The sequence below is a fragment of the Klebsiella sp. A-Nf5 genome (genome assembly GCF_002810545.1).
GTDB lineage: Bacteria > Pseudomonadota > Gammaproteobacteria > Enterobacterales > Enterobacteriaceae > Klebsiella > Klebsiella variicola.
Window position 1 is genome coordinate 1 of the sequence record NZ_PIOG01000267.1, and the last position, 19520, is coordinate 19520.

General features: G+C 58.2%; 17 protein-coding genes. 11 read left to right on the forward strand and 6 right to left on the reverse strand.

Annotation, left to right across the window (positions count from 1 at the left end; translation table 11 throughout):
* Positions 1-327: 327 nt before the first annotated feature.
* A complete protein-coding gene (gene yeiP, locus CWM53_RS24940) occupies positions 328-900 on the reverse strand; it encodes an elongation factor P-like protein YeiP (RefSeq protein WP_002912951.1) in 573 nt (190 codons plus the stop codon).
* A 147-nt stretch (positions 901-1047) separates the two neighbouring features.
* Here yeiP and CWM53_RS24945 point away from each other — a divergent pair, with 147 nt between their 5' ends.
* Complete coding sequence (locus CWM53_RS24945) at positions 1048-1302, forward strand: YkgJ family cysteine cluster protein (RefSeq protein WP_100729472.1); 255 nt, start codon at positions 1048-1050, stop codon at positions 1300-1302.
* A 2-nt stretch (positions 1303-1304) separates the two neighbouring features.
* On the opposite strand, the gene CWM53_RS24950 is transcribed toward CWM53_RS24945, so the two are convergent.
* Positions 1305-2237: a LysR family transcriptional regulator gene (locus tag CWM53_RS24950; protein WP_061156333.1), complete on the reverse strand. Its 933-nt coding sequence runs from the start codon at positions 2235-2237 to the stop codon at positions 1305-1307.
* A gap of 213 nt (positions 2238-2450) precedes the next feature.
* Between CWM53_RS24950 and CWM53_RS24955 the strand changes: the two genes are divergently transcribed.
* The gene (locus CWM53_RS24955) at positions 2451-2795 is read left to right on the forward strand and encodes a DUF3302 domain-containing protein (RefSeq protein WP_061153855.1); all 345 of its coding nucleotides are present in this window, start codon (positions 2451-2453) and stop codon (positions 2793-2795) included.
* Position 2796: 1 nt separating this feature from the next.
* Positions 2797-3933, forward strand: a complete 1137-nt coding sequence (locus tag CWM53_RS24960; protein WP_100729471.1) for an HlyD family secretion protein — start codon at positions 2797-2799, stop codon at positions 3931-3933.
* A 34-nt stretch (positions 3934-3967) separates the two neighbouring features.
* Here CWM53_RS24960 and setB read toward each other — a convergent pair whose 3' ends face one another.
* Complete coding sequence (setB, locus tag CWM53_RS24965) at positions 3968-5149, reverse strand: sugar efflux transporter SetB (RefSeq protein ID WP_061153857.1); 1182 nt, start codon at positions 5147-5149, stop codon at positions 3968-3970.
* Between the two features lie 334 nt (positions 5150-5483).
* Between setB and fruB the strand changes: the two genes are divergently transcribed.
* The 3 genes from fruB to fruA are packed head-to-tail and all read left to right on the forward strand — an operon-like array spanning position 5484 to position 9264.
* The gene (fruB, locus tag CWM53_RS24975; protein WP_074388034.1) at positions 5484-6614 is read left to right on the forward strand and encodes a fused PTS fructose transporter subunit IIA/HPr protein; all 1131 of its coding nucleotides are present in this window, start codon (positions 5484-5486) and stop codon (positions 6612-6614) included.
* Positions 6615-7553: a 1-phosphofructokinase gene (gene fruK, locus CWM53_RS24980; RefSeq protein ID WP_061153860.1), complete on the forward strand. Its 939-nt coding sequence runs from the start codon at positions 6615-6617 to the stop codon at positions 7551-7553.
* A 16-nt stretch (positions 7554-7569) separates the two neighbouring features.
* The gene (fruA, locus tag CWM53_RS24985; RefSeq protein WP_100631147.1) at positions 7570-9264 is read left to right on the forward strand and encodes a PTS fructose transporter subunit IIBC; all 1695 of its coding nucleotides are present in this window, start codon (positions 7570-7572) and stop codon (positions 9262-9264) included.
* Between the two features lie 52 nt (positions 9265-9316).
* Here the strand turns inward: fruA and nfo are convergent, their stop codons facing one another.
* Positions 9317-10171, reverse strand: a complete 855-nt coding sequence (gene nfo / locus CWM53_RS24990) for a deoxyribonuclease IV (protein WP_061153862.1) — start codon at positions 10169-10171, stop codon at positions 9317-9319.
* 71 nt (positions 10172-10242) lie between these two features.
* On the reverse strand, positions 10243-11292 hold the full coding sequence (locus tag CWM53_RS24995) for a YeiH family protein (protein ID WP_012967550.1): 1050 nt from the start codon (positions 11290-11292) through the stop codon (positions 10243-10245).
* A gap of 267 nt (positions 11293-11559) precedes the next feature.
* Between CWM53_RS24995 and yieE the strand changes: the two genes are divergently transcribed.
* The 3 genes from yieE to cirA all read left to right on the forward strand — a co-directional run bounded on the left by yieE (position 11560) and on the right by cirA (position 16346).
* Positions 11560-12426, forward strand: a complete 867-nt coding sequence (gene yieE / locus CWM53_RS25005; RefSeq protein WP_061153864.1) for a DNA-binding transcriptional regulator YeiE — start codon at positions 11560-11562, stop codon at positions 12424-12426.
* Between the two features lie 177 nt (positions 12427-12603).
* On the forward strand, positions 12604-14073 hold the full coding sequence (locus CWM53_RS25010) for an amino acid permease (RefSeq protein WP_074388038.1): 1470 nt from the start codon (positions 12604-12606) through the stop codon (positions 14071-14073).
* 299 nt (positions 14074-14372) lie between these two features.
* The gene (gene cirA, locus CWM53_RS25015) at positions 14373-16346 is read left to right on the forward strand and encodes a catecholate siderophore receptor CirA (RefSeq protein WP_061153866.1); all 1974 of its coding nucleotides are present in this window, start codon (positions 14373-14375) and stop codon (positions 16344-16346) included.
* Between the two features lie 70 nt (positions 16347-16416).
* On the opposite strand, the gene fghA is transcribed toward cirA, so the two are convergent.
* Positions 16417-17250 carry an S-formylglutathione hydrolase gene (gene fghA, locus CWM53_RS25020; RefSeq protein ID WP_100729470.1) on the reverse strand — a complete coding sequence of 278 codons (834 nt, stop codon included), beginning with the start codon at positions 17248-17250 and terminating at the stop codon, positions 16417-16419.
* 360 nt (positions 17251-17610) lie between these two features.
* Here fghA and folE point away from each other — a divergent pair, with 360 nt between their 5' ends.
* The gene (folE, locus tag CWM53_RS25025; RefSeq protein ID WP_023290444.1) at positions 17611-18279 is read left to right on the forward strand and encodes a GTP cyclohydrolase I FolE; all 669 of its coding nucleotides are present in this window, start codon (positions 17611-17613) and stop codon (positions 18277-18279) included.
* Positions 18280-18294: 15 nt separating this feature from the next.
* Positions 18295-19452, forward strand: coding sequence for a DUF418 domain-containing protein YeiB (gene yeiB / locus CWM53_RS25030; protein WP_074388040.1), 1158 nt, complete (start codon positions 18295-18297; stop codon positions 19450-19452).
* Positions 19453-19520 lie beyond the last annotated feature (68 nt).

The following is a 19520-nucleotide window of genomic DNA, read 5'->3' on the forward strand; positions in this document are numbered from 1 at the left end:
CTTCGACTTATCCCTGCAGGCTTCGGGTCGGGCCGAGGCAGCGTCCGTGCAAAACACGGCCCTCAGCCCGCATCCATGCGGGCTGCCCCGGCCTTCCGGGAACGTCTCAGCGATGTTGAGGCCGCCACCACCGGCAGTTTCAGCAAGAATAGTGAATAAATTAACGACAGGGCGCCCGGCCCCCAGGCCGGATAAGGCGTCAGCCGCCATCCGGCACAAATACGGGAACCGTGTTGAATGAATATTACCCGGCACAGGGTATACCGTCGCCAAATAAAAAGGACAGCCAGCGGCTGTCCTTTTTTACTGTCGGTGCGTCACAGAGGATTAATCCGCGCGGCCCATATAGCGGCACTCTTCGATATGAATGCGGATTTTCTCACCGGTGGTCAGGTATTCCGGCACCTGAATGACCAGGCCGGTGCTCATGGTGGCTGGCTTGGTGCGGGAGCTGGCGGATGCCCCTTTAATACCCGGCGCGGTTTCGATAATTTCCAGGTCAACGGTCTGCGGCAGCTCCAGGGCCAGCAGCTGGCCGTCCCAGGTCAGCACCTGCATATCCGGCATACCGCCTTCCGGAATAAACTGCAGCTCTTCTTCGATCTGCTCTTTGGTAAAGGTGTAAGGGGTATAGTCTTCTTTATCCATGAACACGTATTCGTTGCCATCGACATAGGAGAAGTCAACGAAACGGCGGGTCAGAGTCACGGTATCGACGATATCGTCACCTTTGAAGCGCTCTTCCACTTTCAGGCCGGTACGCACATCGGAGAAGCGCATTTTATACAGTGTCGCAGCACCACGGGCGCTGGGTGACTGAATATCGATATTTTTCACAATCAGCAGCTTGCCGTTGTAATTCAGCACCATACCTTTTTTAATTTCATTCGCTCTTGGCATTGCAGTAATCCTGTCACTTAACGAGTCAAAAATATCGCGTAAAACTACTCGCGCCCGCGCCTTCAGGCAAGCGGAATTCGCGAGTTTTGCTATCTTCTGGCAAAACGTTTAGGCTGTGGCACAAAATGAGCGTTTGGGAGCTGGGTTGTGGAATGTCGTACCGAGTGTGGCGCATGTTGCATCGCTCCCTCTATATCATCGCCAATACCCGGCATGCCGCAGGGCAAGCCCGCCAATACCCGCTGTATTCAGCTTTCCGAGCACAATTTATGCCTGATTTTCGGCTCCCCTCTGCGCCCGAAGGTGTGCGCCAGCCTGCAGCCCTCGCCCGAGATGTGCTTCACCAACCGCGATGACGCCATCACCTGGCTGCTGGATCTTGAACTGGCCACCGCACCCTGAGCTTAAAGCAGCAGATGAGACAGGTTTTTGATATGGGCGCTGAGGCCGTCGAGTAGCGCCTGTACGCGCAGGGGGAGAATGTCCCGCCGCTGGAAGATAAGCCAGGCCTGCAGGTCGATACAGCGCTCCTTTTTCAGACAGGGAACCAGCTGTCCCGCCGCCAGCTCGGTGGCAAGTGAATAGTAGGGCGCATAGACGATCCCCATCCCCAGCTTCGCCAGCTCCACCGCCGGTAGCGTGTTATCGCAAACGAATCCCCCTTTTACCGTGAGATTAAGCGGTTTGCCGTTTTTGCTTTTGAAGGTCCAGATATTGTCGCTGCCGCCCAGCATGCGCAGGGTAATGCACTCATGATCCACCAGCGCCTCCGGCTCGGCGATAGGATGTTGCGCCAGATAGTCCGGAGAGGCGAAGACGCCGGTGCGAAAGCGGGTAAAGGGGCGGGCGATGAGATTTTCATTCTGCGGCTTAAAGGGGCTTATCAGCAGATCGCAGTCGCTATTAAAAATGGCGCCGTATTTCTGTTCCCGCTCACTGGCGTTGCGGGTGACCAGATTGATCTGCAGCTCCGGCAGGGTTTTTCTCAGCGCCGGCAGAATATACCGCCCGAGAAACTGATGGATACCGATGGGGGCCCCGAGCGTGACCACGCCCTGCAGCGTGTTCTTATAACGGTCGGCAAGGTTGATAAGCTGCTCATGTTGTTCGAGAACCGCGCGACTGGCATGGATAAACTGCTCGCCAAACTCGGTGCGCACCAGTTCTCGGGCGGTGCGCAGGAAAATGGCCAAACCGACTTTCCGCTCCACGCTGGTCAGCGTCCGCGAGACGTTAGACTGGGGCATATTCAGGCGCTGGGCCGCCCGGCTCACGCTGGCGGTTTCGGCGATGGCGCTGATAACTCTGAGCTCATCCATTTTAAAGTCTTTCAACATCTTATCGCTGCCTGATATCTGTAATATATCAAAAATGATATACCAGTTTGGCGGAATTGCCATGTGATTTATTGATCCGCTAAACGTATGATGGCCTTTGCGTTGAACAGTCCGTTATTTAAGGAAAATTGTGCGTTTTATCGCTTCTTTTGTGGTCCTCGACGTCATTAAAAATAATGATCTTCCCGCTGGCTTACTGAGTGTATATGCACCATGCTGCTTAATTATTTTGCTTTGTTTGTATTAATACTGGTTTTTCTCATATTATTTTATGGAGTGATTATTATCCACGATATTCCCTATCATATCGCGCAAAAACGACAGCACCCCCATCAGGACGCGATTCATGTGGCGGGCTGGATAAGCCTGTTTACCCTGCATGCTATCTGGCCTTTTCTGTGGATCTGGGCCACCTTGTACCGCCCTGACCGCGGGTGGGGGATGGCTTCGCAGACCGAGGATAGTCTGCAACGCGAGGAACTGGAGAAACGCATTGCGTTACTCGAAGCAGCGTTAAAAAATAGTCAGCAAGCGTCAGCGGGGAATAACGAGAAATAATATGGATCTGTTAATTATCCTTTGCTATGTCGCCATCGCCTGGGGCGTTTTTAAGATATTTCGCATTCCAGTAAATAAATGGACGATCCCCACTGCTATATTAGGCGGAATAGTGGTCGTAGGCACGTTAATATTAACGATGAACTATAACCATCCCTATACGCTGCGGGCGCAAAAAATTGTCGTCTCTATTCCGATGGTGCCTCAGGTCTCAGGCGAGGTGGTTGAGGTCACCAGTAAAACCAACGTGTTAATGAAGAAGGGCGAACTGCTGTTCCGCATCGATGACACCCGCTACCGCGCGCGGTTGAACAAACTGCAGGCCGATCTGGCGGCCGAGGAGGCGACGCTACGGGCGAAGCAGGCGACCATTGACGATGCCAGCGCCAGAGTGCAGCAGGCGCAGGCCGAGTACGATCGCGTTACCCGTGACGACCAGCGTTATGCTCAGGGGGCGGCCATGCCGGTCAATCCTTTCTCGGAACAGGATGTGACTCACGCCAGGCAGCAGGTGCAGATCCAGACGGCGGTATTGCAGGCGGCGAAAGCGCAATTACAAAACGCCAGAGAGCAGGTGTCTGGCCGCTATAATGGGCTTGATGCCAACATTGCCAGTCTGAAATCGCAGATCCTCGAGGCGGAGTATAATCTGGCGCAAACCGTGGTTCGTGCGCCGAGTGACGGCTACGTTACCCAGCTATTGGCGCGGCCGGGGATGACCGCGGTACGTCTGCCCTTCAAGCCGGTGCTGGTGTTTATTCCCCAGCAAAAGCGCCAGGTGGTGGCGGTATTCCGCCAGAACTCGGTTCTGCGTCTGACGGCCGGGGATAGCGCGGAGGTGGTGTTTAATGGTCTGCCAGGCAGCGTCTATAGCGGTAAGGTATCGCGGGTGCTGCCGGCGATACCGGATGGCAGCTATCAGGCCAGCGGTGCGCTGCAGGGGCTGAGCGCCGGGGCAGGAAAAGAGGGCATCTATGTGCTGATCGACCTCGATCCCCACCCGGAAGTGGAACATTTACCGGACGGGGTCAGTGCGCAGGCGGCGGTTTATACCGATTATTTTGCCCATGTGTCGATTATGCGCAAAGTCCTGCTACGGATGACCAGCTGGCTGCATTACCTCTATCTGGATCATTAATCAGGATGGCCCGGTCGCGGCCGGGCCGTCTTGCCTATACATCCCTGATCCGCCACAGGCAAGCCTGAGCGGCGATACCCATGACCAGCGCAATCCAGAACACCGCGTGATAGCTCCAAATTTCCGCCACTACCCCCGCCAGTGAACCGGCGATAATCCAGCCAACGCGGGTGGTATTGGTGTAGAGGGTGGTGGCCGCGCCCGCCTGTCCCGGCATCAGATCCTGGAAATAGAGCATGCCGATCCCGGCGAGGATCCCGATATAGACGGCGTTCAGCACCTGCATCGCCAGCAGCAGCGCTGGCGTATGCACCGTCAACATGCCCACGTAAAACAACACACCGGCTACTGCCGAAAGGCGCATCAGAAAGCGTTTGCCGAAGCGCCGGGCGTAGTAACCGGCAATCAGCATGGTAGGAATTTCCAGTCCGGCCGCGGTGCCCATCATCAGCCCGGCCAGCTTCTCAGGCAGATGCAGCTCATTAATGATAAACAGCGGCATATTAATGATGTACAGGCTGTTGGTACCCCACATGAGCGTGCAGATGCTGAACAGCAGCAGCGCATCGCGACGGTGCGTGCGCGGGGCTTCCAGCCGGCCGGTCGCCACTGCCGTCGCTTTACGCATGCTGGGCAAGAACAGCCAGACCATGATCCCGCAGACGATAAACGCCGCCGCGGCGCTGAGATACATCGCGGTAAAACCAAACCCCATCGCCAGGGCGTAGGCCAGCGGGGGACCAATCACCCACGCCAGGGAGACCTGGGCGCGCAAAATGGAGCTGAACATCACCGCTTCGCGACCGGTCTTGTCGGCGTGCTCGCGCGCGAGGGCGAACATCTGCGGGTTGGCAGTCGAGCCAAAGCTACTGAGGAAGACGCCGATAAACAGCAAGATGAAGTAGTTCCGGTTCCAGGCAAACAGCAGGCAGGCCAGCACCCCCAGCAGGCAGCAGATGACAATCAGCTGCTTGCGATCGCCCCTGCGGTCGGAACGGCCGGCGAGGAACTGACTGACCAGAATGCCAATGACGGCGCTACCGGTAAAAAAGAAGCCGACCATCGCCGGGCGGACGTGCACTTCGTTGGTCAAAAAGAGGCTCAGGGTTGGGGTTTGCAACGCCCCGGCAATGCCTGTCAGAAAGGCGACGATCAAGAATGCGGAAGAGGTTACATCGAACCCGCGTCGGGGAAGGGCGGCGCTACGGTTTTGCATGTTCGGTTTTCTGTAGTTTCAGGAGACGGCGCGGAGTTTACGCCTGCTGGCTGAAAATAAACAGTAGTATGACACGAATAATTAAAAAGGCGTTTCAAAATATAAGGTTCAGCAAAAAGCTGACGTTTGCGGTAGTCGCTAGCAAAGGCTTCAGCAAAAGTGTGCAGTACCTCTAAGTTCTGCAATCAAGTCGCTGACGTACCTTGCGCGTTGAGCAAGAAAGGTACAAAATTCTTGAAACGTTTCAGCGTCATTCGACAATCCGTTCACCGTCAGATGGCGCCTTTTTTCTCAAGTTAGCTGAAACGATTCAATTCAGCAGGAGAGGAGAACCATGTTCCAGTTATCTGTGCAGGATATTCATCCCGGCCAGCAGGCCGGTAATAAAGAAGAGGCCATCCGGCAGGTCGCCGCCGCGCTGGTCAGCGCCGGCAACGTGGCTGATGGCTACGTGAACGGTATGCTGGCTCGCGAGCAGCAGACCTCGACCTTCCTCGGCAACGGGATTGCGATCCCGCACGGCACGACGGACACCCGTGACCAGGTGCTGAAGACCGGCGTCCAGGTGTTTCAGTTCCCGCAGGGCGTCACCTGGGGCGAAGGGCAGACCGCCTATGTGGCGATCGGTATTGCCGCCAGCTCAGATGAACACCTCGGCCTGCTGCGTCAGCTGACCCATGTGCTAAGTGATGACGCGGTCGCCGCTCAGCTGCAGTCCGCTACCACCGCGGAAGAGCTGCGTGCGCTGCTGATGGGGGAAAAACAGAGCGAAGCGCTGAAGCTGGACAACGAGACCCTGAGCCTTGACGTGGCGGCCAGCGATCTGCTGACCCTGCAGGCGCTGAACGCGGCGCGGCTGAAAGAAGTGGGTGCTGCTGACACGGCATTCGTTAGCCACGCTATCAACGATACGCCGCTGAACCTCGGTCAGGGCATCTGGCTGAACGACAGTGCGGAAGGCAATCTGCGCAGCGCCGTGGCGGTCAGTCGTGCGGCTAATGCCTTTACCCGCGACGATCAGCCGGTTTCCCTGCTGGTCACGGTGGCGATGGCCGATGAGCAGCCGACTGCGGTGCTGAACCGCCTGAGCAAGCTGCTGCTGGATAAGAAAGCTGACCGTTTGCTGAAAGCCGACGCCGCCACCGTGCTGGCGCTGCTGACCAGCGACGATGCCATTGCGGAGGATGTGCTGAGCGCCGAATTCGTCGTGCGCAATGAGCATGGCCTGCATGCCCGTCCGGGCACTATGCTGGTCAATACGATTAAACAATTCTCCAGCGACGTCACCGTCACCAACCTCGACGGTTCCGGCAAGCCGGCCAACGGTCGTAGCCTGATGAAGGTCGTGGCGCTGGGTGTGAAAAAAGGTCACCGTCTGCGTTTCACCGCGCAGGGTGAGGATGCGCAACAAGCGCTGGATGCGATTGGCGAAGCGATCGCCGCAGGCCTTGGGGAGGGCGCATAAATGAGCAGACGTGTAGCAACGATTACGTTAAACCCGGCGTACGATCTGGTGGGGTTCACCCCGGAGGTTGAACGCGGTGAAGTGAACCTGGTGCGCACCACTGGCCTGCACGCAGCCGGGAAAGGCATCAACGTGGCGAAAGTGCTGAAAGATCTCGGCATTGATGTCACCGTCGGCGGCTTCCTGGGCAAAGACAATCAGGATGGCTTTCAGCAGCTGTTCAGCGAGCTGGGTATCGCCAACCGTTTCCAGGTGGTGCAGGGCCGGACCCGCATCAACGTTAAGCTGACGGAAAAAGATGGCGAAGTGACGGATTTCAACTTCTCCGGCTTTGAAGTCACCCCGGGCGACTGGGAACGCTTCGTCAACGACTCCCTGAGCTGGCTTGGGCAGTTCGATATGGTCTGCGTCAGCGGCAGCCTGCCGTCCGGCGTCAGCCCGGAGGCCTTCACTGACTGGATGACCCGTCTGCGCAGCCAGTGCCCATGCATTATTTTCGACAGCAGCCGCGAAGCGCTGGTTGCAGGACTGAAAGCGGCGCCGTGGCTGGTGAAACCGAACCGTCGCGAGCTGGAAATCTGGGCCGGGCGCAAGCTGCCGGAGATGAAAGATGTTATCGAAGCCGCCCATGCGCTGCGCGAGCAGGGTATCGCCCACGTGGTGATTTCCCTGGGTGAAGAGGGCGCGCTGTGGGTGAACGCCTCCGGTGAGTGGATTGCCAAACCGCCTTCAGTGGAAGTGGTCAGCACCGTCGGCGCCGGCGATTCGATGGTTGGCGGCCTGATTTACGGCCTGCTGATGCGTGAATCCAGCGAGCATACCCTGCGCCTGGCGACTGCCGTCGCTGCCCTGGCCGTCAGCCAGAGCAACGTGGGTATTACCGACCGTACCCAGTTGGCCGCGATGATGGCGCGCGTCGACTTACAACCCTTTAATTGACAGCAGGAGAGGCATAATGAAAACGCTGCTGATTATTGATGCCGGACTCGGACAGGCACGCGCCTATATGGCGAAAACCCTGCTGGGAGCGGCAGCGCCTAAAGCGCACCTTGAACTGATTGATAACCCGAACGATGCCGAACTGGTGATTGTGCTGGGCGCGGCGCTGCCCACCGACAGCGCACTGAACGGCAAACAGGTCTACCTTGGCGATATTAATCGCGCCGTGGCGCACCCGGAGCTGTTCCTCAGCGAAGCCAAAGGTCACGCGACGCCGTACGCGGCCCCTGCCGCGGCAGCAGTCCCGGCGGCCACCGGAGGACCGAAACGTATTGTCGCGGTCACCGCCTGCCCGACCGGCGTTGCCCATACCTTTATGGCGGCGGAAGCCATCGAAACCGAAGCGAAAAAACGCGGCTGGTGGGTGAAGGTGGAAACTCGCGGCTCCGTCGGGGCTGGCAATGCTATCACCCCGGAAGAGGTGGCCGAGGCGGATCTGGTGATCGTCGCCGCCGATATCGAGGTGGACCTGGCGAAGTTCGCCGGTAAGCCAATGTATCGCACGACTACCGGTCTGGCACTGAAGAAAACCGCTCTTGAGCTGGATAAAGCAGTGGCCGAAGCCAAACCGTACCAGCCTTCCGGTAAACCTCAGGCTGCTGGCGAAGGGAAAAAAGAGTCGGCGGGCGCCTATCGCCACCTGCTGACCGGCGTCTCCTACATGCTGCCGATGGTGGTGGCCGGGGGCCTGTGTATCGCGCTCTCCTTCGCCTTCGGGATCAAAGCGTTTGAAGTGAAAGACACCCTGGCGGCGGCGCTGATGCAGATCGGCGGCGGCTCGGCCTTCGCGCTGATGGTGCCGGTGCTGGCAGGCTTTATCGCCTTCTCCATTGCCGACCGTCCGGGTCTGACCCCGGGTCTTATTGGCGGTATGCTGGCGGTCAGCGGCGGCTCCGGCTTTATCGGCGGAATCATCGCTGGTTTCCTTGCCGGTTACGTGGCGAAAGCCATCAGCACTAAGCTGAAACTGCCGCAGAGTATGGAAGCGCTGAAGCCAATCCTGATCATTCCGCTGGTCTCCAGCCTGATCGTGGGTCTGGCGATGATCTACCTGATCGGTAAACCGGTAGCCGGTATCCTCACCTGGCTCACCCACTGGCTGCAAACCATGGGCACCGCGAACGCGGTTCTGCTGGGCGCGATCCTCGGCGCGATGATGTGTACCGACATGGGCGGGCCGGTGAACAAAGCGGCCTATGCCTTTGGCGTGGGCCTGCTGAGTACCCAGACCTACGCGCCGATGGCGGCGATCATGGCGGCCGGTATGGTGCCTCCGCTGGCGATGGGTATCGCGACGCTGGTTGCCCGCAATAAGTTCGACAAAGGGCAGCGTGAAGGGGGGAAAGCCGCGCTGGTTCTCGGCCTGTGCTTTATCTCTGAAGGGGCGATTCCTTTTGCCGCCCGTGACCCGATGCGCGTTCTGCCTTGCTGTATCGTCGGCGGCGCGGTAACCGGCGCTATCTCGATGGCGATTGGCGCGAAACTGATGGCGCCGCACGGCGGTCTGTTTGTCCTGCTGATCCCGGGAGCGATTACGCCGGTGCTGGGCTACCTGCTGGCGATTGTTGCCGGGACGCTGGTGGCGGGCCTCTCCTACGCGGTGCTGAAACGCCCGGAAGCGCAGGCAGTGGAAGTCGAAAAAGCGGCATAATCTTACCGTAATAAAAAAGGGCCGATTGTTCGGCCCTTTTTTTATCTCTGTTTTACGCCACTTCGGCGGTCTGCTGTGCCCGCAGCCAGGCAATCTCTTCCGCCCAGATATCCGGGTTGATGGTTTCCAGAATCAGTGGAATGCCGTCGAAGCGGCTGTCCTGCATGATCCAGCTGAAGCAGTCGTGGCCGATGTTGCCTTCGCCAAGGCTATGGTGACGGTCAACGCGGCTGCCAAACGTACTCTTGGCATCATTCAGGTGCATGCCGCGCAGATACTGGAAGCCGACGATGCGCGCAAACTCGGCGAAAGTCTTTTCACACGCTTCCGCGCTGCGCAGGTCATAGCCGGCGGCGAACGCGTGGCAGGTATCGATGCAGACGCCGACGCGGGATTTATCTTCCACGCCGTCGATAATCGCCGCGAGGTGCTCGAACTTAAAGCCGAGGTTGCTGCCCTGGCCGGCGGTATTTTCGATAACCGCGGTGACGCCTTCGGTCTTCGCCAGCGCGATATTGATCGATTCGGCGATGCGCGCCAGGCACGCCTCCTCCGGGATCTGCTGCAGATGACTGCCGGGGTGGAAGTTGAGCAGCGTCAGCCCCAGCTGCTGGCAGCGGGTCATTTCATCAATGAAGGCATCACGGGATTTTTCCAGCGCCTCTTCCACCGGGTGGCCGAGGTTAATCAGATAGCTGTCGTGCGGCAGGATCTGCCCCGGGCCAAAGTGATACTTTTCACAGGCGGCTTTGAATTCGGCGATGGTCTCGTCGCTGAGCGGCGCGGCGCGCCACTGGCGCTGGTTCTTGGTGAAGAGGGCGAAGGCGGTTGCTTCGATTTCGGCGGCGCGAATGGCGGCATTGGCCAGTCCACCTGAGGCGCTCACGTGCGCTCCTACGTATTTCATAAAAAAACTCCAGTTAAAGCCGCTGGGGGGTGGGTAATGATAGCGGCTTAACTGGAGAAAGATGTAGTGCTTTATGCCATCAGGCTGTGGATAGCGACGTTAATAGCCCCGCCGCCGACAATCAACCAGACGAACAGCATCAGCGCCATCAGCAGCGGTTTCGCCCCGGCTTTTTTCAGCGCGCTGACGTGAGTGGTGACCCCGAGGGCGGCCATTGCCATCGCCAGCAGAACGGTATCCAGCGTCACCAGCATATCCACCACGGCTTTCGGCAGCAGATGGAAGGAGTTAAACACCGCCACCAGGATGAACATAATCGCGAACCACGGAATGGTGATTTTGCTTTTCTCGCCGTTGCCTGCCGGGGTCAGTTGTTTAACACGCGCCGCCAGGAACAGCAGGAACGGAGCCAGCATCATGACGCGCAGCATTTTAGCGATAACCGCCGCGTTCTCCGCGTCCGGGCTGACCGCATGGCCGGCGGCAACCACCTGCGCCACTTCATGCATGGTGGAACCCATATAGATCCCGTAGGTCTCCGGGGTAAACCAGTGCGCCAGCAGCGGGTACATCGCCGGGTAGAGGAAGATGGCGATGGTACCGAAGATAACCACCGTGGCGACGGCGACGGTCACTTTACTGGCTTCGGCTTTGACCACCGGCTCGGTGGCGAGCACGGCCGCCGCGCCGCAGATACTGCTGCCGGCGCCGATCAGCCAACTGGTGTGTTTGTCGAGACCAAACACTTTCTGGCCAAGGAAGCAGGCGATGAAAAAGGTACTGGAGAGCGTCAGTACGTCAATCAAAATACCGCTCACGCCGACGTCGGCAATCTGGGCGAACGTCAGGCGGAAGCCATAGAGGATGATCCCCAGGCGCAGCAGATGCTGCTTGGCGAAGATCACCCCGCCGTCGCAGGGCTGCCAGATTTTCGGGTAGACCGTGTTGCCGACGACCATCCCGAACAGGATAGCGAGGGTCAGGGCGCTAAAGCCTGCGCCGGCGATGGCCGGGAAACTACCGGCCCACAGGGCGGCGCCGGTCAGCGCGGCGGTCAGCGCCAGGCCTGGGACAAAATGCCACAGGGAACGATGTTTGGTGGGTAAAGTGAGTGCTGTCATAACCTTCTCCTTTGTCTGCCTAAAGGTTACGCCGCGCGGGGTTAAATATAAAATTGATTATATGTTTATAATCAATCGTAATAAGTGGTTAATGGCCGCATCGTCGCTGACAACGGGTCAGGGGCCTGAGGCGGCGGAAGCGGGGCGGTTTCCCCCGGCAAGACGATGATTTTGTGACATAAGCGGATTTTCCTTCCTTCAGCCGCCTCGATTTGTGTCACCATAGTAAGGAAGGTTATTCAGGTTGGATTACTAAACGGGTGGGTTATGCATATTACGCTGCGGCAGCTGGAAGTGTTCGCCGAAGTCCACAAGAGTGGGTCAACCACTCAGGCGTCACAGATGTTGGCGCTTTCGCAATCTGCGGTCAGCGCCGCGCTGACCGATCTGGAAGGGCAGCTCGGCGTGCAGCTGTTTGACCGCGTCGGTAAACGACTGGTGGTGAATGAGCATGGACGGCTGCTGTACCCGCGTGCGCTGGCGCTGCTGGAGCGGGCGCTGGAGATCGAACAGCTGTTCCGCGGCGATAATGGGGCAATCCGGGTCTATGCCAGCAGCACCATCGGCAACTATATTATGCCGGAGATCATTGCCCGCTATCGCCATGACTTCCCGGAGCTGCCGGTTGAGCTGAGCGTGGGTAACAGTCTGGATGTGATCAACGCCGTCGCCGACCTGCGGGTGGATTTCGGTCTGATTGAAGGGCCGTGCCATGCCGCTGATATTATTGCCGAGCCGTGGCTGGAAGATGAGCTGGTGGTGTTTGCCGCGCCTGATTCGCCGCTGCTGGCGGGAGAGGTGACTTTGCAGCAGCTGGCCGAGGCGCCGTGGATCCTGCGCGAGCATGGGTCCGGTACCCGGGAGATTGTCGATTATGTTCTGCTGTCGCATCTGCCGGCGTTTCATATGGGCATGGAGCTGGGCAACTCGGAGGCGATCAAACATGCGGTCCGGCATGGGCTGGGCATCAGCTGTTTATCGCGGCGGGTCATTGCCGAACAACTGGCCTCGGGCACGCTGGCGGAGCTGAAAGTGCCATTGCCCCGGCTGACGCGCACGCTGTGGCGGATCCATCATCGGCAGAAACATATTTCCAAAGCATTACAACGTTTTCTGCATTATTGCCAGGTGTAGCACCCGGTTTTTCCGCCTCATAACGGGCTGAATTCGCTGGCAATTCCGCAGGTTAGTGCTTTACTAATAATTTGCGGGCGATCATGAAGCTCTCTTATAACTTTGCATTTGTACCGGATGGAACCCCGATCGTCTGCTACAATCGCGCCTCATTTTTTGGATGGATAGCATTATCACATGGTTTCGGAAACTAAAACCACAGAAGCGCCCACGCTACGTCGTGAACTCAAGGCGCGCCACTTGACCATGATCGCCATCGGCGGTTCCATCGGTACGGGTCTTTTTGTTGCCTCTGGCGCAACCATTTCGCAAGCAGGTCCCGGCGGGGCGCTGCTGTCGTATATTCTGATCGGTTTGATGGTCTATTTCCTGATGACCAGCCTGGGTGAACTGGCGGCGTTTATGCCGGTGTCCGGTTCCTTTGCCACCTACGGCCAGAATTATGTTGAAGAAGGCTTTGGCTTCGCGCTGGGCTGGAACTATTGGTACAACTGGGCAGTGACGATCGCCGTTGACCTCGTGGCCTCGCAGCTGGTGATGAGCTACTGGTTCCCTGACTCGCCGGGCTGGATCTGGAGCGCCTTGTTCCTTGGCATTATGTTCCTGCTGAACTGGATCTCGGTTCGCGGCTTTGGCGAGGCGGAATACTGGTTCTCGCTGATCAAAGTCGCCACCGTCATTATCTTTATTATTGTCGGCGTGATGATGATTGTCGGCATCTTCAAAGGGTCGCAGCCTACCGGCTGGAGCAACTGGGGGATCGCGGATGCGCCGTTCGCCGGCGGCTTCTCGGCGATGATCGGCGTGGCAATGATTGTCGGCTTCTCCTTCCAGGGCACCGAGCTTATCGGCATCGCGGCCGGTGAGTCTGAGGATCCGGAGAAGAACATCCCGCGCGCGGTGCGCCAGGTCTTCTGGCGTATCCTGCTGTTCTACGTTTTCGCCATTTTGATTATCAGCCTGATCATTCCGTACACCGACCCGAGCCTGCTGCGCAACGACGTGAAGGATATCTCCGTCAGCCCGTTCACGCTGGTCTTCCAGCACGCCGGTCTGCTGTCGGCGGCGGCGATCATGAACGCGGTTATCCTGACCGCCGTTCTGTCGGCCGGTAACTCCGGGATGTACGCTTCCACGCGTATGCTGTACACCCTGGCCTGCGACGGCAAAGCGCCGCGTATTTTCTCGAAGCTGTCGCGTGGCGGCGTGCCGCGCAACGCGCTGTACGCGACCACTGTTATCGCGGCGCTGTGCTTCCTGACGTCCATGTTCGGCAACCAGACGGTGTACCTGTGGCTGCTGAACACCTCCGGGATGACCGGCTTTATCGCCTGGCTGGGGATTGCGATCAGCCACTATCGTTTCCGTCGTGGCTATGTTCTGCAGGGTAACGATATTAATAATCTGCCGTATCGTTCCGGGTTCTTCCCGCTGGGGCCGATCTTCGCCTTCGTGCTGTGCCTGATCATCACCCTCGGGCAGAACTACGAAGCGTTCCTCAAGGACACAATCGACTGGGGCGGCGTGGCGGCGACCTACATCGGTATTCCGCTGTTCCTCGTCATCTGGTTTGGTTACAAGCTGGCGAAAGGCACCCGCTTTGTTCGCTACAGCGAAATGACCTTCCCGGACCGCTTTAAGCGTTAATCTTCGCGATTGTGTGATAAAAGCCCTCTGAAAAGAGGGCTTTTTTTATGTCCGCACGGTTACAGCTTGACACAATTCTTCATAATTATATTGATAATCGTAATCATTATCTTTATCATTTTCGCCCATTACGGATGAAGCCACTCCCCGTCTCTGCCATTGGGTCAGACTGACATTGGGCGACCAGCCACATCGACGAGAAAACAGCGCGAGCATGCCGCCGACAGAGCGACAGGCCGCCAGCGCGTGTGAGCAGCACCTTTTTGTTTGTTTGGTTGTACACCTCATGGAGATTTGGAATGTTCAGGTTAAACCCTTTTATCCGGGCGGGATTGTCTGCGTCCGTCGTATCCTTGGCGTTTCCGGCCCTCGCCGATGTAAATGAAGAAACGCTGGTGGTGACCGCCTCGGCCACTGAACAGAGCGTCAAAGACGCGCCGGCGAGCATCAGCGTCATCACCCAGCAGGATTTACAACGTAAGCCCGTCCAGAACCTGAAAGACGTACTGCGCGATGTCCCTGGGGTCCAGCTCACTAACGAAGGGGATAACCGCAAGGGCGTCAGCATTCGCGGTCTGAGCAGCAGCTATACCCTGATCCTTGTCGACGGGAAACGCGTCAACTCCCGGAACGCCGTCTTCCGCCATAATGACTTCGACCTGAACTGGATCCCGGTGGATGCCATCGAACGTATCGAGGTGGTGCGCGGCCCGATGTCCTCCCTTTACGGCTCCGATGCGCTCGGCGGCGTGGTCAACATTATTACCAAAAAAATCGGCCAGAAATGGACCGGGACGCTGAGTGCCGATACCACCATTCAGGAACACCGCGACCGCGGCGATACCTGGAACGGCCAGTTCTTCACCAGCGGTCCGCTGATCGACGGCGTGCTCGGGATGAAGGCCTACGGCAGCCTGGCAAAACGCGCCAAGGACGATCCGCAGTCTTCCAGCAGCGCCACTGGCGAGACGCCGCGCATTGAGGGCTTCACCAGTCGCGATGGCAATGTTGAATTCGCCTGGACGCCGGGCGAAAACCATGATTTTACGGCGGGCTATGGCTTTGACCGTCAGGATCGTGATTCCGATTCCCTTGACCGCAACCGCCTTGAGCGTGAGAACTACTCCCTGAGCCATAACGGCCGCTGGGATATGGGCAATAGCGAGCTCAAGTTCTACGGCGAAAAGGTGGATAACAAAAATCCGGGACAGAACGGGACCATTACCTCGGAAAGCAATGCCATCGACGGCAAATATGTCCTGCCGCTGGACATGATTAACCAGCTGGTAACCTTCGGCGGCGAATGGCGCCACGATAAACTGAAAGATCCGGTCAACCTGAGCAGCGGCAGCCAGTCGACCTCCGCCAGCCAGTATGCCCTGTTTATCGAAGACGAATGGCGCATCATCGAGCCGCTGGCGCTGACCACCGGCATTCGTATGGACGACCACCAGACCTATGGCGATCACTGGAGCCCGCGTGCCTATCTGGTGTATAACGCCACCGATACCGTCACCGTCAAAGGCGGCTGGGCGACGGCGTTTAAAGCCCCGTCGCTGCTGCAGCTTAACCCTGACTGGACCACCAACTCCTGCCGCGGCTCGTGCAGCATCATCGGTAACCCGGATCTGAAACCGGAAACCAGTGAAAGCTTCGAGCTCGGTCTCTACTACCGTGGGGAAGAGGGCTGGCTGGAAGATGTCGAAGGCAGCATCACCACCTTCCAGAATAATGTCGACGATATGATCGATGTTCTGCGCACCTCCAGCGCCAGCGAAGCGCCGGGCTACCCGAACTTTGTCGGCTGGAAAACCGTCAACGGCAAGCGCGTGCCGATCTTCCGCTATTTCAACGTCAACAAAGCCCGCATCAAAGGGGTGGAGACGGAGGTGAAGATCCCGTTTGGCGATGAGTGGAAGCTGACGATGAACTACACCTACAACGATGGCCGCGATCTGAGCAATGGCGGCGACAAACCGCTGCAGACGCTGCCGTTCCATACCGCCAACGGCACGCTTGACTGGAAACCGCTGGACGACTGGTCCTTCTACGTGACGGCCAACTATACCGGCCAGCAGCGCTCGGTGAGCGCCACCGGGAAAACGCCGGGCGGCTACACCCTGTTTGACGTTGGCGCGGCATGGCAGGTGACCAAAAACGTGAAACTGCGCTCCGGGGTGCAGAACGTGGGTGATAAAGATCTGAGCCGGGACGACTACAGCTACACCGAAGAGGGCCGTCGCTACTTTATGGCGGTGGATTATCGCTTCTGATCGTCGGCACTAAAACGTGGCCTGCGGGCCTGAGCATGCGCCGCGAAGCTGCTTCGCGGCGTATTGGTGTTTAGCCAAAGAGATGCTGCGCATGGAAGCGCAGATGGTCTTCAATAAACGAGGCAATGAAGTAATAGCTGTGGTCGTAGCCAGGCTGGATACGCAGCGTTAACGGCCAGGACTTCTGGCGGGCGGTTTCCGCCAGCACGGCCGGCTGTAATTGCCCGGCGAGGAACGGATCGTTATCGCCCTGGTCGATCAGCGTCGGCACGGCGTCAGCCGGCTGGCTGGCCTGCATCAGCGCGCAGCTGTCCCACGACTGCCATGTCGATTCATCCGCGCCCAGATAGGCGGTAAACGCTTTCTTGCCCCACGGCACCTGGCTGGGATTGACGATCGGCGCGAAGGCGGAGACGCTGGCGTAGCGGCCCGGATTTTTGAGCGCCATCACCAGCGCGCCGTGACCGCCCATCGAGTGGCCGCTGATGGCGCAGCGTTCGCCGACGCTAAACTCGCTACGGATCAGCGCGGGCAGTTCATCGCGCAGATAATCATACATTCGATAGTGCGCCGCCCACGGCGCCTCGGTGGCATTCAGGTAGAAGCCGGCGCCTTGCCCCAGATCGTATCCGTCATCGTTGGCGACCTCATCACCGCGCGGGCTGGTATCCGGCATCACCAGCGCGATGCCCAGCTCAGCGGCAATGCGCTGGGCGCCCGCCTTGGTGGTAAAGTTTTCGTCGTTACAGGTCAGCCCGGACAGCCAGTACAGTACCGGCGGCGGCGTTTCGCGCTCAGGCGGTAAAAAAATGCTGAACGTCATGGCGCAGTTCAGGACAGGGGAGTGATGACGCCAGCGTTGTTGCCGACCGTCAAAACAGCGATGCTCTTCAAGCAGTTCCATGCAAGGCTCCTCGAAAGGGGGGGGCGCGTAAACGTTCATAATACAGATATTTCATTAGCCGGTGAGTAACTTTCACTTTCTCCTTTTGAGAACTTACTGCATCATTAATGCAACTTATAGCCAACATGCCGGTGTAGCGATGGCGCTTATGGATGCGTACAGCGGTTAGATCATTCCGGATTCGGCGATAAGGATTTGGCGCTGCGCCTGAGGCGCGGCTCCAGGCCCTAATAAAAGGCAGCGCCAATTTCAATAATTATCGTTACGGCTACTGGATTCTGTGCGCCACCTCACGCACAATGAATACAAACTTTGCCCCCAGAAAAAGCAAAGAGCGCCACACCTGCAGGAGAAACCCAAATGTCATCACTGAGTAAAGAAGCCGTCCTCGTTCATGAAGCGCTGGTCGCTCGTGGGCTGGAGACGCCGATGCGTGCGCCAGTACAAGAAATTGATAACGAAACACGCAAGCGTTTGATTACCGGTCATATGACCGAGATTATGCAACTGCTGAATCTGGATCTGAGTGATGACAGTCTGATGGAGACCCCGCATCGCATCGCCAAAATGTATGTCGATGAGATCTTCTCCGGGCTGGATTACTCCCGCTTCCCAAAAATCACCGTCATTGAAAACAAAATGAAGGTTGATGAAATGGTTACCGTGCGCGATATCACCCTGACCAGCACCTGCGAACACCATTTCGTCACCATCGATGGTAAAGCGACAGTAGCCTATATCCCGAAAGATTCGGTTATCGGCCTGTCGAAAATCAACCGCATCGTGCAGTTCTTCGCCCAGCGTCCGCAGGTCCAGGAGCGTCTGACCCAGCAGATCCTGATTGCGCTGCAGACGCTGCTCGGCACCAGCAACGTGGCGGTATCCATTGACGCGGTGCATTACTGCGTGAAAGCGCGCGGCATCCGCGACGCGACCAGCGCAACCACCACCACCTCTCTCGGCGGCCTGTTCAAATCCAGCCAGAATACCCGCCAGGAATTCCTGCGCGCAGTACGTCACCACAACTAAAACGGAGCAGGGTACATGGAGAGAAATGTCACGCTGGACTTTGTCCGCGGCGTCGCCATCCTCGGTATCCTGCTTCTCAATATCAGCGCCTTCGGCTTGCCGAAGGCCGCTTACCTCAATCCCGCCTGGTCAGGAAGCGCGTCCCTCAGCGATACCTGGACGTGGGCACTCCTCGACCTGCTGGCACAGGTGAAGTTTCTCACCCTGTTCGCGTTGCTGTTTGGCGCCGGTCTGCAGCTATTGCTCCCGCGAGGGAAGCGCTGGATCCAGTCGCGGCTGACGCTGCTGGCGCTGCTCGGTTTCATTCACGGTCTTTTTTTCTGGGATGGCGACATTCTGCTGGCCTACGCCCTGGTGGGGCTGGTGAGCTGGCGCATGGTGCGTGAGGCGCACCATGTCAAATCGCTGTTCAATACCGGGGTGGTGCTCTACCTCATCGGCATTGCGGTGCTGGTCCTGCTGGGGATGATCTCCGGGACGGCGGCGAATCGCTCCTGGGTGCCGGACGCAGCGAACCTGCAATATGAGCAGTACTGGAAGCTGCACGGAGGCATGGAGGCAGTCAGCAACCGGGCGGATATGCTATCGGACAATCTGCTGGCACTGGGCGCCCAGTATGGCTGGCAGCTGGCGGGGATGATGCTGATGGGCGCAGCGCTGATGCGCAGCGGCTGGCTCAAAGGGCAGTTCAGCCTGCGTCACTACCGGCGCACGGGGGTGCTGCTGGTGGTGGCCGGGATGGCGGTGAATCTGCCGGCAATATTCGCCCAGTGGTATCTGGCCTGGGACTATCGCTGGTGCGCGTTTTTGCTGCAGGCGCCGCGCGAACTGAGCGCCCCCCTGCAGGCTATCGGCTATGCCTCGCTGGCCTGGGGTTACTGGCCGCAGCTGTGCCGTTTCCGCCTGGTGGGCGCTATCGCCTGCGTTGGACGCATGGCGCTGACCAACTACCTGCTGCAGACCCTGATCTGCACCACCCTGTTTTATCATCTCGGGCTGTTTATGCGCTTCGATCGTCTGCAGCTGCTGGCCTTTGTTCCCCCCATCTGGGCTGTTAACCTCCTCGTCTCATCGCTGTGGCTGCGCCGCTTCCGCCAGGGGCCGGTGGAATGGCTGTGGCGTCAGTTAACCCTGCGTGCGTCAGGCACATCATTGAAAGACACATCCAGATAACGATCTCGATCACAATCATTAACAAAACGGATGTAAACGTTTCCAGCCGTGTGACTTCACTCACGTAG

What these genes read in the sequence shown, in the direction of transcription:
- folE (WP_023290444.1), top strand. Translation starts at nt 17,611, where the DNA reads ATGTCATCACTGAGTAAAGAAGCCGTCCTCGTTCATGAAGCGCTGGTC.
- CWM53_RS24950 (WP_061156333.1), bottom strand. Translation starts at nt 2,237, where the DNA reads ATGTTGAAAGACTTTAAAATGGATGAGCTCAGAGTTATCAGCGCCATC.
- CWM53_RS24995 (WP_012967550.1), bottom strand. Translation starts at nt 11,292, where the DNA reads ATGACAGCACTCACTTTACCCACCAAACATCGTTCCCTGTGGCATTTT.
- CWM53_RS24955 (WP_061153855.1), top strand. Translation starts at nt 2,451, where the DNA reads ATGCTGCTTAATTATTTTGCTTTGTTTGTATTAATACTGGTTTTTCTC.
- fruB (WP_074388034.1), top strand. Translation starts at nt 5,484, where the DNA reads ATGTTCCAGTTATCTGTGCAGGATATTCATCCCGGCCAGCAGGCCGGT.
- fghA (WP_100729470.1), bottom strand. Translation starts at nt 17,250, where the DNA reads ATGGAACTGCTTGAAGAGCATCGCTGTTTTGACGGTCGGCAACAACGC.
- yeiP (WP_002912951.1), bottom strand. Translation starts at nt 900, where the DNA reads ATGCCAAGAGCGAATGAAATTAAAAAAGGTATGGTGCTGAATTACAAC.
- cirA (WP_061153866.1), top strand. Translation starts at nt 14,373, where the DNA reads ATGTTCAGGTTAAACCCTTTTATCCGGGCGGGATTGTCTGCGTCCGTC.
- fruK (WP_061153860.1), top strand. Translation starts at nt 6,615, where the DNA reads ATGAGCAGACGTGTAGCAACGATTACGTTAAACCCGGCGTACGATCTG.
- setB (WP_061153857.1), bottom strand. Translation starts at nt 5,149, where the DNA reads ATGCAAAACCGTAGCGCCGCCCTTCCCCGACGCGGGTTCGATGTAACC.
- yieE (WP_061153864.1), top strand. Translation starts at nt 11,560, where the DNA reads ATGCATATTACGCTGCGGCAGCTGGAAGTGTTCGCCGAAGTCCACAAG.
- CWM53_RS24960 (WP_100729471.1), top strand. Translation starts at nt 2,797, where the DNA reads ATGGATCTGTTAATTATCCTTTGCTATGTCGCCATCGCCTGGGGCGTT.
- fruA (WP_100631147.1), top strand. Translation starts at nt 7,570, where the DNA reads ATGAAAACGCTGCTGATTATTGATGCCGGACTCGGACAGGCACGCGCC.
- nfo (WP_061153862.1), bottom strand. Translation starts at nt 10,171, where the DNA reads ATGAAATACGTAGGAGCGCACGTGAGCGCCTCAGGTGGACTGGCCAAT.
- yeiB (WP_074388040.1), top strand. Translation starts at nt 18,295, where the DNA reads ATGGAGAGAAATGTCACGCTGGACTTTGTCCGCGGCGTCGCCATCCTC.
- CWM53_RS25010 (WP_074388038.1), top strand. Translation starts at nt 12,604, where the DNA reads ATGGTTTCGGAAACTAAAACCACAGAAGCGCCCACGCTACGTCGTGAA.